The organism is Pseudomonas sp. MPC6 (assembly GCF_006094435.1).
Taxonomy (GTDB): domain Bacteria; phylum Pseudomonadota; class Gammaproteobacteria; order Pseudomonadales; family Pseudomonadaceae; genus Aquipseudomonas.
The window spans coordinates 912,288-926,053 of sequence record NZ_CP034783.1; the positions used below are offsets into that span (position 1 = coordinate 912,288).

At 58.9% G+C, this 13,766-nt stretch carries 15 protein-coding genes and 1 pseudogene; 11 read left to right on the top strand and 5 right to left on the bottom strand.

Features of this window, described 5'->3' with window-relative positions:
- Window positions 1–125 precede the first annotated feature (125 nt).
- Both ELQ88_RS06140 and ELQ88_RS06150 read left to right on the top strand, forming a co-directional pair.
- Window positions 126–2,564, top strand: coding sequence for an ATP-binding protein (locus ELQ88_RS06140; protein ID WP_128874475.1), 2,439 nt, complete (start codon window positions 126–128; stop codon window positions 2,562–2,564).
- Window positions 2,565–2,842: 278 nt separating this feature from the next.
- Entirely contained in the window at window positions 2,843–3,181 is a 339-nt protein-coding gene (locus tag ELQ88_RS06150; protein ID WP_128874476.1) for a hypothetical protein, read from the top strand.
- Between the two features lie 5 nt (window positions 3,182–3,186).
- Here ELQ88_RS06150 and ELQ88_RS06155 read toward each other — a convergent pair whose 3' ends face one another.
- Complete coding sequence (locus ELQ88_RS06155) at window positions 3,187–5,007, bottom strand: hypothetical protein (RefSeq protein ID WP_138964180.1); 1,821 nt, start codon at window positions 5,005–5,007, stop codon at window positions 3,187–3,189.
- Window positions 5,008–5,167: 160 nt separating this feature from the next.
- On the opposite strand from ELQ88_RS06155, the gene ELQ88_RS06160 reads away from it, so the two are divergent.
- The 4 genes and pseudogenes from ELQ88_RS06160 (at window position 5,168) to ELQ88_RS06175 (ending at window position 6,924) form a co-directional block, all read left to right on the top strand.
- A complete protein-coding gene (locus ELQ88_RS06160; RefSeq protein ID WP_128874478.1) occupies window positions 5,168–5,656 on the top strand; it encodes a TIGR00645 family protein in 489 nt (162 codons plus the stop codon).
- A gap of 38 nt (window positions 5,657–5,694) precedes the next feature.
- A pseudogene (locus ELQ88_RS34555) lies at window positions 5,695–5,772 on the top strand (outer membrane lipoprotein carrier protein LolA); the annotation flags it as partial.
- Window positions 5,773–5,875: 103 nt separating this feature from the next.
- A complete protein-coding gene (locus ELQ88_RS06170; protein WP_138964182.1) occupies window positions 5,876–6,187 on the top strand; it encodes a DUF6482 family protein in 312 nt (103 codons plus the stop codon).
- A gap of 119 nt (window positions 6,188–6,306) precedes the next feature.
- Entirely contained in the window at window positions 6,307–6,924 is a 618-nt protein-coding gene (locus ELQ88_RS06175; RefSeq protein WP_128874480.1) for an FKBP-type peptidyl-prolyl cis-trans isomerase, read from the top strand.
- Between the two features lie 132 nt (window positions 6,925–7,056).
- Here ELQ88_RS06175 and ELQ88_RS06180 read toward each other — a convergent pair whose 3' ends face one another.
- From ELQ88_RS06180 to ELQ88_RS06190, 3 genes are all read right to left on the bottom strand, one after another.
- Entirely contained in the window at window positions 7,057–7,314 is a 258-nt protein-coding gene (locus ELQ88_RS06180) for a hypothetical protein (protein WP_138964184.1), read from the bottom strand.
- A 206-nt stretch (window positions 7,315–7,520) separates the two neighbouring features.
- On the bottom strand, window positions 7,521–7,862 hold the full coding sequence (locus ELQ88_RS06185; protein WP_128874482.1) for a zinc ribbon domain-containing protein YjdM: 342 nt from the start codon (window positions 7,860–7,862) through the stop codon (window positions 7,521–7,523).
- Between the two features lie 222 nt (window positions 7,863–8,084).
- Window positions 8,085–9,053, bottom strand: coding sequence for a polyprenyl synthetase family protein (locus tag ELQ88_RS06190; protein ID WP_128874483.1), 969 nt, complete (start codon window positions 9,051–9,053; stop codon window positions 8,085–8,087).
- 240 nt (window positions 9,054–9,293) lie between these two features.
- Here ELQ88_RS06190 and rplU point away from each other — a divergent pair, with 240 nt between their 5' ends.
- From rplU to ELQ88_RS06215, 5 genes are all read left to right on the top strand, one after another.
- Entirely contained in the window at window positions 9,294–9,608 is a 315-nt protein-coding gene (gene rplU, locus ELQ88_RS06195) for a 50S ribosomal protein L21 (protein ID WP_003176051.1), read from the top strand.
- A gap of 34 nt (window positions 9,609–9,642) precedes the next feature.
- Window positions 9,643–9,918: a 50S ribosomal protein L27 gene (gene rpmA / locus ELQ88_RS06200; protein WP_007943982.1), complete on the top strand. Its 276-nt coding sequence runs from the start codon at window positions 9,643–9,645 to the stop codon at window positions 9,916–9,918.
- Between the two features lie 193 nt (window positions 9,919–10,111).
- Complete coding sequence (gene cgtA / locus ELQ88_RS06205) at window positions 10,112–11,335, top strand: Obg family GTPase CgtA (protein WP_128874484.1); 1,224 nt, start codon at window positions 10,112–10,114, stop codon at window positions 11,333–11,335.
- 137 nt (window positions 11,336–11,472) lie between these two features.
- Window positions 11,473–12,591 carry a glutamate 5-kinase gene (gene proB / locus ELQ88_RS06210; protein ID WP_128874491.1) on the top strand — a complete coding sequence of 373 codons (1,119 nt, stop codon included), beginning with the start codon at window positions 11,473–11,475 and terminating at the stop codon, window positions 12,589–12,591.
- 12 nt (window positions 12,592–12,603) lie between these two features.
- Window positions 12,604–13,068 carry a CreA family protein gene (locus ELQ88_RS06215; protein ID WP_138964186.1) on the top strand — a complete coding sequence of 155 codons (465 nt, stop codon included), beginning with the start codon at window positions 12,604–12,606 and terminating at the stop codon, window positions 13,066–13,068.
- Between the two features lie 186 nt (window positions 13,069–13,254).
- On the opposite strand, the gene rpsT is transcribed toward ELQ88_RS06215, so the two are convergent.
- A complete protein-coding gene (gene rpsT, locus ELQ88_RS06220) occupies window positions 13,255–13,533 on the bottom strand; it encodes a 30S ribosomal protein S20 (RefSeq protein ID WP_008154937.1) in 279 nt (92 codons plus the stop codon).
- Window positions 13,534–13,766: the final 233 nt, after the last annotated feature.

Genomic DNA, 13,766 nt, shown 5'->3' on the forward strand with positions numbered 1-13,766 from the left:
GATTTAGACCCGACCCGCCGGGAGATGTCGCTTTGACTATGCTTTGGCTTGAGGCGCGCCTTGCAAGTGATGCATGGGCAGCGCCAGAATGCCGCTATCTGCCCCGCCTGATGTAAGGAAGCCCGATGCCTGATCCTGTTGCTGCCAGCTTGCGTCTAGCGCCCGAAGCGCTGACCCGTCCGTTTTCCGCTGAACAGTTCAGCTTCTCTACCACCAATGATCTGGAGCCCTTCCGCGGTGTGCTTGGCCAGGAACGTGCGGTCGAAGCCTTGCAGTTCGGTGTGGCCATGCCACGCCCCGGTTACAACGTATTCGTCATGGGCGAGCCCGGCACTGGCCGGTTTTCGTTCGTCAAACGCTACCTGAAGGCCGAAGGCAAACGCCTGCAGACCCCGGCGGACTGGGTCTACGTCAACAATTTCGAGGATCCTCGCGAGCCTCGCACCCTGGAGTTGCCCGCAGGCACTGCCGGTGCCTTCATCGATGATATCAACGGTCTGATCGATAACCTGTTGGCGACGTTCCCGGCCGTGTTCGAACACCCGTCGTACCAGCAGAAGAAAAGCGCCATCGATCGCGCCTTCAATCAACGTTATGACCGCGCGCTGGATGTGATCGAGCGCCTGGCGCTCGAGAAAGACGTCGCACTGTATCGCGACAGCAGCAACATCGCGTTCACCCCGATGTTTGAAGGCAAGGCCGTGGACGAAGCGGAATTCGCCCAGTTGCCGGAAGCCGATCGCGAGCGCTTCCACGACGACATTGCGTGGCTCGAAGAGCGGCTGAACGAAGAACTCGCCAGCCTGGCGCAGTGGAAGCGCGAGTCGAGCAATCAACTGCGTCAGCTCAACGAAGAAACCATCACCCTGGCCTTGCAGCCACTGCTCGCGCCGCTGTCGGAAAAGTACGCGGAAAACGCCGGTGTTTGCGGCTACCTGCAAGCGATGCAGGTGTACCTGCTCAAAACCGTGGTCGAGCAACTGGTGGATGACAGCAAGCCAGATGCGGTCGCGCGCAAACTGCTGGAAGAGCAATACGCCCCGAGCCTGGTGGTCGGTCATCCGTTCAGCGGCGGTGCGCCAGTGGTCTTTGAGCCGCACCCGACTTACGAAAACCTGTTCGGCCGCATTGAGTACACCACCGATCAGGGCGCGCTTTACACCACGTATCGCCAGTTGCGTCCGGGTGCGCTGCACCGCGCCAACGGTGGCTTCCTGATTCTCGAAGCGGAAAAAATGCTCAGCGAGCCGTTCGTGTGGGATGCGCTCAAACGCGCCCTGCAATCGCGCAAACTGAAAATGGAATCGCCGCTGGGCGAGATGGGCCGTTTCGCCACCGTAACCCTGACGCCGCAACACATTCCGTTGCAGGTCAAAGTGGTCATCATCGGCGCCCGGCAGCTGTACTACACGCTGCAAGACCTCGATCCGGACTTCCAGGAGATGTTCCGCGTCCTGGTGGATTTCGACGAAGACATTCCGATGGTCGACGAAAGCCTGGAGCAGTTCGCCCAGTTGCTGAAGACCCGCACCTCCGAAGAGGGCATGGCGCCGCTGACCGCCGATGCGGTGGCGCGCCTGGCGACTTACAGCGCGCGCCTGGCCGAACACCAGGGGCGTTTGTCGGCACGGATCGGTGATCTGTTCCAACTGGTCAGCGAGGCGGATTTCATTCGCCAACTGGCGGCTGACGAGATGACCGACGCCGGGCACATCGAGCGTGCTCTCAAAGCCAAGGCCACCCGCACCGGGCGCGTTTCGGCGCGGATTCTCGATGACATGCTGGCCGGCATCATCCTCATCGACACGGACGGTGCCGCCGTTGGCAAATGCAACGGGCTGACGGTATTGGAGGTGGGTGACTCGGCCTTCGGGGTGCCGGCGCGGATTTCCGCCACGGTGTATCCGGGTGGCAGCGGCATCGTCGACATCGAGCGCGAGGTCAACCTCGGCCAGCCGATTCACTCCAAGGGCGTGATGATCCTCACCGGGTATCTGGGCAGCCGTTATGCCCAGGAATTCCCCCTGGCGATTTCCGCCAGTATCGCCCTGGAGCAATCCTACGGTTACGTCGATGGCGACAGTGCATCGCTGGGCGAGGCTTGCACCCTGATCTCGGCCCTGTCGAAAACCCCGCTCAAGCAGTGCTTTGCAATCACCGGCTCGATCAACCAGTTCGGTGAGGTGCAGGCGGTGGGCGGGGTCAACGAGAAAATCGAAGGCTTCTTCCGGCTCTGCGAAGCCCGCGGGTTGACCGGTGAGCAGGGCGCGATCATTCCGCAGGCCAACGTTGCCACGCTGATGCTCGACGAGAAGGTGCTGGCCGCGGTGCGCTCGGGGCAGTTCCATGTCTATGCGGTACGCCAGGCCGACGAGGCGCTGAGCCTGTTGGTCGGTGAGCCGGCGGGTGCACCGGATGAGCATGGCGAATTCCCTGAAGGCAGCGTTAACGCGCGGGTGGTGGAGCGTTTGCGCGTGATCGCGGAAATGATCAGCGAGGAAGATCTCAAGGAGGCCGAGAAAGAAGCGGCGCAGGAAGCACTGGTCGAGGCCAAACCGGCCTGACATAGGGCCCCTGTAGGAGCGAGGCTTGCCCGCGAAGAACCATAGCGCGGTTAAACAGGCAAACCTCGTCGCGGCCTTCGCGGGCAAGCCTCGCTCCTACGGGTGCCATCACTCTGACGTCAATATTCACACAATGACCATTCGGCGCCTTTTGGTCTTACTTGACGTGTTAGTCAGACTTTTCTTCTATGATCAGCTCAAGGATATCGACAGTAATCACTGGATCGAGACAGCCTTCCCGTGGGGGCTGAATACCGGATCTACCGAGGGCCGCCGCCATGTCGCGCAACCTCTGCCTCACCCGTCAATGCCTGGGTCTTGTGACCCGTATCGAATGCGCCATCCGCCCATTGGCGGGGGATACGGGCATGTGGACCTTGCTTTTCGCCGCTGGAATGGCCGGCGAACAACCTTCAGCCATCAAAGCCCAGGGCCCGTTTCATGGCCCCTTCGTGGCTGAATCAATCCTCGACACCATTGTTGAAAGCCTGACCCTGCATGGTTACGAGCTGGCTGATGACCCGCAAATCTGGTGCCTGCACCTGCAAGCCCAGCTGCGGGAAATCAATGGTGGCCGTTCGCGCAATCTCGGCTTCGAGTTCCGGCCCGACCGCTGAGAGGACTATTGGGCAAGGTCAGCCTTGTCCAGTTTGACCTCGAAACCGTATTGCACGGTGACGAGGTCAGTGCGCTGGTAGGTTTCCAGTTGGGTGGGCTGGCCGTAGAAGTAATGCACCTCGAATATTGCCGGGCCTTCTGCGCTCGCGTCGTGACTGACCGACAGGATCTCCTTCAGATAATGGCCGCTGGCGTCCCTGGCGAAAAAACGCCAGTCCTGGGCGGGGAACGATTTCGAGTCGACCACCAGTGTGTTGCCTTTGAGCTTCAGTCCTTTGGGCAGTTGCTGGGCGTCGATGGTTTTCTTGTCGACGGTGGCCATGAACAGGGGAAAGGAGCCGACCGCGTAGGCCGGTGTTTCCGGAAACAGGTTCAGGTCATAGGTGATCGTGCCGCGCGGGGGGTCGACCTGATAGGCCTGCGGCGGCAATTCGATCGGTCCATCGCGTTTGCCGCTGGCGTCTTCGGTAAAGAACGTGACCGGGCTATTCCTGGCGTTCAAGGCGGTGCCGAGCAGTTCATCATTGAAGCTTCTGGGATGATCGAACTCAATGCGCGCGGCACTCGGGTCATCGACGGATTGACTGATGCTGACACTCTTTTTCAGTTGTTCCTCGCCCAGCGTGGCTCCCTGGAGCCAGGTCGGGGCCTGGTCGTCGTACACCACCACCGGTAACGTCAGCGGCTGGACGGATTTAGCCGTGGTGTGCCGGTCGAAGCGGCGTACCGGCAAGTTCAGGTTCTTGCGGGTCACCGTGGCAGCCGAAAAATCCAGCACGCTGACTTCCAGCGTCTCGATCGGCCCGTTGAAGTACACCTTGGAGTAATGCTGTTTCTGTTGCTGCTCAAAGGCGCGTTGCTCGTCATCGAGCTGTTTTTCGAATGCCTCGCTCCAGGCCTTCTGCTGTTGCATATTCGCCAATTGCTTTTGATAGAAGGCTATTTGCGCAGCGGTTTCATTGATCGAGCCCGAGCGCGCGAGAAATTGCCCGGTGCTGTCTTTGGCCTGGACGATCAGCGGGTTCAACGCGGTGTCGCTGAGCTCGGCGGCCAGGGGCGCGCTGTTGCTGAATTCGATTTCGGCGTAGTTGCTGTCCAGTTTCAGCAGGGTGACGCTGAGGTTGTCGTTGGTACGGGTCTGACCCACGTCCTTTTGCGTCAGGTCGAAGCTGTAGAGCCGGCGCGGCGCAATGACTTCCACTTTGCCGTGCAGAGTCACCGGTTGTGGCTGGTTCTTGTTTTCGACGTCCAGGCCATCGATGAAAGGGTAAGTGACCGTCAGGTCATCGGGGTTGGTCAGGTTGGAGCTGGAGGGACTGAGCTGAATGCCAGGATCGGTTTCCGACCATTCCGGCTGGAACGGGATGACGCGCTTGTTGCTCAGGGTTACCGACTGCCATTCCACGGCGTGGGGAAAAACAAACGCGGCAGGGCTGTTGAAGTTGAAGGGGAACACCGGCTGCAGATCGGTCAGGTAGTCGGAGCTGGAGTCTTTGTGCAGCACGAACAGACCGTTGATGTAGGTGTCGACCAGATCCTGTGGCGTCGGGTAGTGCTTGAGCACGGCGAGGACGTCTTCGTCGTATTCGGTTTCCACAGGTTTGCTCTCGAGCTTGAGCTGGGCACGTTCGAGCAACAACAGTGAACCACCGAGTTCGGCCACGGCATTCTTGAGTTTCGGATCCTGAATCGCGTCCAGAGACTTCTCGAACTGCGCCGTCTTTTCCTCGAGGCTGACCGGGAGCTTGGCATCACTGGGTGAGCACCCGCTCATCAGCAGGGCCAGGCAGATTCCGGCGCTCGTTAAAGGCAATCGCACATCCATTTTCCCGTTTTCCTGTCCGATGTCGCTGAGCTGTCAATAGTTTGGACACTAGCAGAAAAACCTTGTCACACACGCGCAGGTTACGGATTTTTCGGTTGTTTCTGGGTGTAACAGGTGGCTGGTATACTCGCGTCCATTTCCAGCCCAACTGTGAGATTCAATGGAACGCTTTATCGAAAATGCAATGTATGCCTCCCGCTGGCTGCTGGCGCCGATCTATTTCGGTCTGTCCCTTGGGCTGTTGGCCCTGGCGCTGAAATTCTTTCAGGAAGTGTTTCACGTCATCCCCAACGTGTTCTCGATGGCCGAATCGGACCTGATTCTGGTGCTGCTGTCGCTGATCGATATGGCGCTCGTTGGCGGCTTGCTGGTGATGGTGATGATTTCCGGCTACGAGAACTTCGTGTCTCAACTGGATATCGACGACCACAAAGAAAAGCTCAACTGGCTGGGCACCATGGATTCGTCTTCGTTGAAGATGAAAGTGGCGGCCTCCATCGTGGCGATTTCCTCCATCCATCTGCTGCGGATCTTCATGGATGCCAAGAACGTCGACCCCGAGCATTTGCAGTGGTACGTGATCATTCACATGACCTTCGTGGTCTCGGCTTTTGCCATGGGTTACCTGGATAAGCTGACCAAGCACTGAGATCGCACCCCCCCCCTGTAGGAGCGAGCTTGCTCGCGATGGTCGTCAACGATAACGCTGGAACCCTGACACCCAGCGGCGCCCTCAGGTTTTTCGCGAGCAAGCTCGCTCCTACAGGGGAGGTGAACCAGACGAACGGTATCGTTGGTGGCTTGTGCTTTGGTGCACCGAAGCCTATCCCTGTAAGGATCCTGGCTCCCCACAGTGTGAGGTGTGTTCATGAACCTGCAAGAATTGAGTGCTTATGCCATCGCCGGCAAAGTCGAAGAGCTCAACCTGATCTCGATGGAAGGGGGGATCTATCTGCTGGAAGCGCGCATGCACGGTGCGGCTTATCCCCTGAGCGATGCACGAGGCCAGGCCTTTCACCTGCGTTCGGTCGAGCACGCCCGTGAAGTGCTGCATGCCTTTCCCACCTTGCCGTTCAACCTTGTGCACACCTCAGTGCATGACGAAATGTGCGGGCTCGTTGCCAGTTCGGAAGAAAGCCTGAAGGTACCGATCGCCTTCCGTACCGGGTGGCAGCACTGACCCCCCTGATCAACGCGATGGCATCTGTGCTAGTCTGCTGGCCCTTTTTTGTGAAGGGCTTTTCTGAAAGTGCCATGTGAAAATTGACCTTTCAGGATGCCCCCCAGCGGAGCAGTGTCATGTCCGAAGTAAATCTGTCCACCGACGAAACCCGCGTCAGCTACGGTATTGGCCGTCAGCTGGGCGACCAACTGCGCGACAATCCGCCACCGGGCGTCAACCTGGATGCGATCCTGGCAGGTCTGACCGACGCTTTCGCCGGCAAGCCAAGCCGTGTGGGCCAGGAAGAAATGTCCGCCAGCTTCAAGGTCATCCGCGAAATCATGCAAGCCGAAGCGGCAGCCAAGGCTGAAGCAGCGGCAGGCGAAGGCCTGGCCTTCCTGGCTGAAAACGCCAAGCGCGATGGCATCACTACCCTGGCTTCCGGCCTGCAATTTGAAGTGTTGACCGCAGGTGAAGGCGCCAAGCCATCCCGTGAAGACAGCGTGCGCACTCACTACCACGGCACGCTGATCGACGGCACTGTGTTCGACAGCTCCTACGATCGTGGCCAGCCTGCAGAATTCCCGGTTGGCGGCGTAATCGCTGGCTGGACCGAAGCCCTGCAACTGATGAACGCCGGCAGCAAATGGCGTCTGTACGTGCCGAGCGAATTGGCTTATGGCGCTCAAGGCGTTGGCAGCATTCCACCGCACAGCGTACTGGTATTCGACGTCGAACTGCTCGACGTTCTGTAAGCCTTGCTGATTACCTGTAGGAGCGAGCTTGCTCGCGATGGGCGTCAACGATAACGCGGGCATTCTGAATGAACGCGGTGTTTTTGAGTTTCTCGCGAGCAAGCTCGCTCCTACAGGGGTTTTGGGCGTTTCTCATATTTCGATCTTATGGTTCAGATCGCTGGTCGGGCGCAACGCCCTGGCATAGCAAAACAGAAACAGATTGCGCACCAGCTCCTTGAGCACCACCGGCTCACTGGAACTCAAGCCGTCGACGTCCAGGTCACCCTGATCCTGCAGCTCGTTCAAGGCTTCCTCTTCAAGCACGGCACACACTTCCCCGGTTTCCCGATGCAGAATCCTGAGGTAAGGGTGCGGGCGGTCCAGCCAGGCGTCGATCAAATAAGTCATGGTTCTCATCTCGTTTGAAGGTTTCAATGAGAATAATTCTTATTCGTAAAATAGCAAGCGCCTATTGGCCGTTTGTGCTTTTTTCCAGATGAAGATTGCGTCAGGTCAAAACGGCTGGCGTTTGGCTATTGCGAGGCAATAAAGGGTGAGGCGGCTGAGGGAGAAGCACCATCCCGCGCAGGGCGCGGGACGGTAATACAGCAGGATCAGACTTTTCTGACGAACTCGGATTTGAGTTTCATCGGGCCGATGCCGTCGATCTTGCAGTCGATGTCGTGATCGCCATCGCACAGGCGGATGTTCTTGACCTTGGTGCCGACCTTGACCACCAGCGATGTGCCCTTGACCTTGAGGTCCTTGATCACGGTGATGGTGTCGCCATCCTGCAGGACGTTACCGACCGAATCCTTTTTCACGGTGTCATCGGACGCTGCTTCCACTTCGCCGCCGGCGGACCACTCGTGGGCGCACTCGGGGCAGATCAGCTGTGCGCCGTCTTCGTAGGTGTATTCGGAATTGCATTTCGGGCAGGGTGGCAACGTGCTCACTAAAGCTCCTTGGATTGAGGACCGCTAAAAGTCGCACATTATATAGGGTTTTAGGCGTCGTAGGAGCCGGCTTGCTGGCGAATGCATACACCACGGTGTTTCAGGAGCATCGGCGTGATGCATTCGCTGTAGGAGCCGGCTTGCTGGCGATGCAGACGCCACGGTGTTTCAGAAGTACCGTGGTGATGCATTCGCCAGCAAGCCGGCTCCTACGAAGGGCGGTCAGTGCGTGCGGGCTACTGCAAATTCACTTAGCTCGACCAGCGCATCCCGGTACTCGCTGGCAGGCAGCGCGTCGAGGCATTTGATCGCACGGGTCACGTAGTCGCGGGCTAGCTGCGCGGTGTACTCGAGGGAGCCGGACGCTTCAACGGCCTCGCGGATGCTTTCCAGGTCTTCGATGCCACCTTTCTGGATCGCCTTGCGCACCAGGGCGGCCTGTTCCGGCGTCCCTTCGCGCATGGTGTAGATCAGCGGCAGGGTCGGCTTGCCTTCGGCCAGATCGTCACCGACGTTCTTGCCGAGGGTCTCTGCGTCCCCTTTGTAGTCCAGCAGGTCATCGACCAGCTGGAAGGCGACACCCAGGTGATCGCCGAAGGTGCGCAGCGCTTCACTCTGCTCCGGTGTGGCTCCGGCCAGGGCCGCGGCACTGTGGGTCGAGGCTTCGAAGAGCATCGCCGTCTTGCCGCGGATGACTTCCATGTAGGTTTCTTCGGTGGTGCTGGCGTCACGGACCTTCGACAGCTGCAACACTTCGCCTTCGGCGATGATCCGCGTGGCTTGCGAAAGGATCTTCATCACCGGCATGGAGCCCAGTTCGACCATCATTTCGAAGGAGCGCGAATACAGGAAGTCGCCGACCAGCACGCTCGGAGCGTTGCCCCACATGGCGTTGGCGGTCGAGCGGCCTCGGCGCATGCCGGACATGTCGACCACGTCGTCATGCAGCAGGGTAGCGGTGTGCAGGAACTCGATAGTCGCGGCCAGCAGGCGCATGTCATCGCCTTCGCGACCCAGGGCCTTGCCACACAGCAGCACCAATAACGGGCGCAGGCGCTTACCGCCGGCCGAGGTAATGTAATCGCCGATTTTCGACACCAGCGGCACTCGGGACGTCAGCTGCTTCTTGATGATGCCGTCGACGGCTTTGAAATCGTCCGCCACCGCGCGGTAGAAAGCTTGGGGTTGCATCAGAGACAGTTGCTCCAGAAGGGTTGCGCGGCATGCTAGGACCCACGTCGGCGGGTGTCAAGGCGCGATGGACGGCCTCTTGCATCGCCCAGTCAGCTTGCGTACAATCGCGCACCCTGAACTTCCTGGGCAGCACCTGCCTTACGCAATTGCAAACAGGCCTTCCAGCCTTATGCAGCCATGCCAGCCAATACCTCTTCTTATAAAGAGCTGGGTGAGCAGGATTATCGGAGAAATACCATGTCGTACGCAGTAATTGTTACTGGTGGCAAGCAATACAAGGTCGCCCCAGGTGAATACCTGAAGATCGAAAAACTGGAAATCGCTACCGGCGAATCCGTTACTTTTGATCGCGTTCTGTTGGTCGCCAATGGCGATGACGTGAACATCGGCGCTCCAGTTGTTGCTGGCGCTACCGTTGTGGCTGAAGTGATCTCCCAAGGTCGTCACGATAAAGTCCGCATCATCAAGTTCCGTCGTCGTAAGCACCACATGAAGCGTATGGGCCACCGCCAGTGGTACACCGAGATCAAAATCACCGGTATTCAGGCTTAATTTCAGCCTAATTCCTCACTAGGAGAATTGACTCATGGCACACAAAAAAGCTGGTGGTAGTACCCGTAACGGTCGCGACTCAGAAGCCAAACGCCTTGGCGTGAAGATGTATGGCGGCCAGGTTATCATTCCGGGCAACATCATCGTGCGTCAGCGCGGCACCCAATTCCACGCCGGTTACGGTGTTGGCATGGGTAAAGATCACACTCTGTTCGCTAAAATCGACGGCGTGATCAAGTTTGAAGTAAAAGGCGCTTTCAATCGCCGTTACGTAAGCATTGTCCCGAAGACTGACGTCGTCGCGGCATAATTACGTGGTTGCTGGAAAAGCCCTGTCTTGCGACGGGGCTTTTTCGTTTGTGGGGTGAGTCTCTTGCAAAGCTGTTTGTAATGGGCTCCAGCGCTGGCTTTGCGGTCGTTGATTGAGGTCGCTGCGCTCATTTTTGCAAGAGTCTTATGTCTAGATTTTTTCGGCTCGTCCGTATGGCGAGAGGCGTTTTGTTATGAAGTTTGTTGATGAAGTATCGATTCGAGTAAAGGCCGGTGACGGCGGCAACGGTTGCATGAGCTTCCGTCGCGAGAAATTCATTGAAAATGGCGGCCCGAACGGCGGCGACGGTGGTGATGGCGGCTCGGTCTACATGATCGCCGACGAAAACCTCAACACCCTGGTGGACTACCGTTACACCCGGCACTTCGATGCCGAGCGTGGTTCCAACGGCGGCAGCACCGACTGCACCGGCAAGAAAGGTGAAGAGCTGGTGCTGCGTGTACCGGTCGGCACCACTGTTATCGACGCGGGCACCCAGGAAGTGATCGGCGACCTGACCAAGGCTGGTCAGAAGCTGCTGGTGGCTCATGGCGGCTGGCACGGTCTGGGCAACACCCGTTTCAAGTCCAGTACCAACCGCGCTCCGCGTCAGACCACTCCGGGCAAGCCGGGTGAGGCGCGTGACCTCAAGCTGGAAATGAAGGTGTTGGCTGACGTCGGCCTGCTGGGCTTGCCGAATGCTGGCAAAAGTACCTTCATTCGGTCGGTGTCGGCTGCCAAGCCGAAAGTCGCCGACTACCCGTTCACCACGCTGGTGCCGAACCTTGGCGTGGTCAGCGTCGATCGCTGGAAGAGCTTCGTGGTCGCGGATATTCCGGGTCTGATCGAAGGCGCTTCCGATGGCGCGGGCCTGGGGATTCGCTTCCTCAAGCACTTGTCGCGTACCCGTTTGCTGCTGCACCTCGTCGACATGGCGCCACTGGATGACGCCAGTGCCCCGGATGCGGCCGAAGTGATCGTCAGCGAGCTGACCAAGTTCAGCCCGTCCCTGGCCGAGCGCGACCGTTGGCTGGTGCTGAACAAGTGCGACCAGATCCTTGAAGAAGAGCACGACGCTCGCGTCAAGGAAATCGTCGACCGCCTGGAGTGGACGGGTCCGGTCTACGTGATCTCGGCCATCTCCAAGCTGGGTACCGAGCGTCTGTGCCACGACATCATGCGCTACATGGAAGATCGTGCCGATCGCCTGGCTAACGACCCCGTCTACAAGGAAGAGCTGGCCGATCTCGATCAGCGCATCGAAGACGAGGCCCGTGCCCAGTTGCAGGCCCTGGATGACCAGCGCGCCCTGCGCCGCAGCGGTGTGAAGTCGGTCCATGACATCGGCGACGATGATTGGGATGAAGAAGATGTGGATGACGAAGACGGTCCGGAAATCATTTACGTGCGTGACTGATTCGTTGCGATAAACTTAAGCGCCGCTCACTGGAGCGGCGTTTTAGTATCTGGAAATCGATCGTTGGTCACGAATAACCACGATTAACGTCACGGGCAGTGCCAGGTCGCGCTGTCCTCAAGCTAAGGTTGAAGATGATGCGGAGCAAGGTGGCAGGTGCGCAGCGTTGGGTCGTGAAAATCGGCAGCGCTTTGCTGACGGCGGACGGCAAGGGCCTGGATCGCGCGGCAATGGGGGTCTGGGTCGAGCAGATGGTGGCGTTGCATGAGGCTGGCGTCGAGCTGGTGCTGGTGTCTTCCGGGGCGGTAGCGGCGGGCATGAGCCGCCTGGGCTGGACCGTGCGACCCAGTGCGATGCACGAGTTGCAGGCGGCTGCCGCCATCGGCCAGATGGGCCTGGTGCAGGCCTGGGAGTCGAGCTTTGCCGAGCATGGCCGGCATACCGCGCAGATTCTCCTGACGCACGATGACCTGTCTGACCGCAAACGCTACCTGAACGCCCGCAGCACCTTGCGTGCGCTGGTCGAACTCAAGGTTATCCCGGTCATCAACGAGAACGATACCGTGGTCACCGATGAGATTCGATTCGGCGACAATGACACTCTTGCGGCGCTGGTGGCCAATCTGGTCGAAGCTGACTTGCTGGTGATCCTCACCGATCGCGATGGCATGTTCGATGCCGACCCGCGTAACAATCCCGATGCCAGCCTGATTTACGAAGCCCGTGCCGATGACCCGGCGCTGGATGCGGTGGCCGGCAGTACCGGTGGTGCGCTGGGGCGCGGTGGCATGCAGACCAAATTGCGCGCTGCGCGACTGGCGGCGCGCTCCGGTGCGCACACGATCATTGTGGGCGGGCGCCTGGAGCGGGTGCTGGATCGCCTCAAGGCGGGCGAGCGCATCGGCACCTTGCTGTCGCCTGAGCGCGGCCTGCTGGCGGCGCGCAAGCAATGGCTGGCCGGGCACCTGCAGACCCGCGGCACGCTGGTGCTGGATGCTGGCGCGGTGACGGCGTTGTCCCAGGGCAACAAAAGTTTGCTGCCGGTGGGCGTCAAGCTGGTCCAGGGTAGCTTCCGACGTGGTGAAATGGTGGTCTGCGTTGCGCCGGACGGTCGTGAAATCGCCCGTGGCCTGGCCAACTACAGCGCGCTGGAGGCACAAAAAATCATCGGTCAATCGTCTGAGGCGATTGTCGGTCTGTTGGGTTACATGGCAGAGCCGGAACTGGTTCACCGCGATAACCTGATCCTGGTCTGAAGGAATACCTGAATGCGCGTGGCAAAAGGATGGTTGGGCCTGCTGTTGGCGATGCCGCTGCTGGCCTCGGCCGAGGAAATCGGTCAGGTGTCGACGGTGTTCAAGTTTGTCGGCCCGAACGACCGTATAGTCGTCGAGGCATTCGACGACCCGAAGGTGGAAGGCGTGACCTGCTACCTGTCGCGCGCCAAGACGGGCGGGGTGAAGGGCGGTCTGGGGCTGGCCGAAGATCGCGCCGAGGCGTCGATTGCTTGCCGTCAGGTCGGGCCGATCAGCTTCAAGGGTGAGCTGAAGGATGGCGACGAGGTGTTCAAGGAGCGCACGTCGCTGGTGTTCAAGACCATGCAGGTGGTGCGCTTCCTCGACAAGAAACGCAATACCCTGGTGTATCTGGTGTACAGCGATCGCTTGATTGAAGGCAGTCCGCAGAATGCGGTCACTGCAATCCCGATCTTGCCGTGGGCGCACGTTCAATAAGCTGGCGAAGATCCAAATTGTGGGCGCGGGCTTGCTCGCGAATGCGGTGTGTCAGGCGACATTTTTGCTGGCTGATACACCGCATTCGCGAGCAAGCCCGCTCCCACATTTTTTTTGCGCGGGGCTTGTTAAATCGCAGGCAATAAAAAACCGACCCGGAGGTCGGTTTTTCAACAAGCTTATCGCTTATGCGGCTACAGCAAGGTTCAGAGCCTTGACGTGACCGTTCAGGCGGCTCTTATGACGAGCGGCCTTGTTCTTGTGGATGATGCCTTTATCGGCCATACGGTCGATAACTGGCACGGCCAGAACGTAAGCAGCTTGGGCTTTTTCAGCGTCTTTTGCGTCAATGGCCTTAACTACATTCTTGATGTAGGTACGAACCATGGAACGCAGGCTGGCGTTGTGGCTGCGACGCTTCTCAGCCTGTTTTGCACGTTTTTTGGCGGAAGGTGTGTTGGCCACCGTCGAGCTCCTCGAAAGACTTTTTAGGAAATAGCAAACAAAATAGGCCGCGAATCATGCCGATGAGTTGATGTCTTGTCAAGGGCGGTTGAGACGTTCCGCTAAGTGGTAGGTATAAAGAGGCGGGATATTTATTTCCGGCGCTTGACCTGTAAACTCGCGAGCTTTGGCTCTGTGCTGCTGCGGCGCGGAGTATCGCATAAGTGGGCGCTTTGTTCGCCTGCTGTTTATCG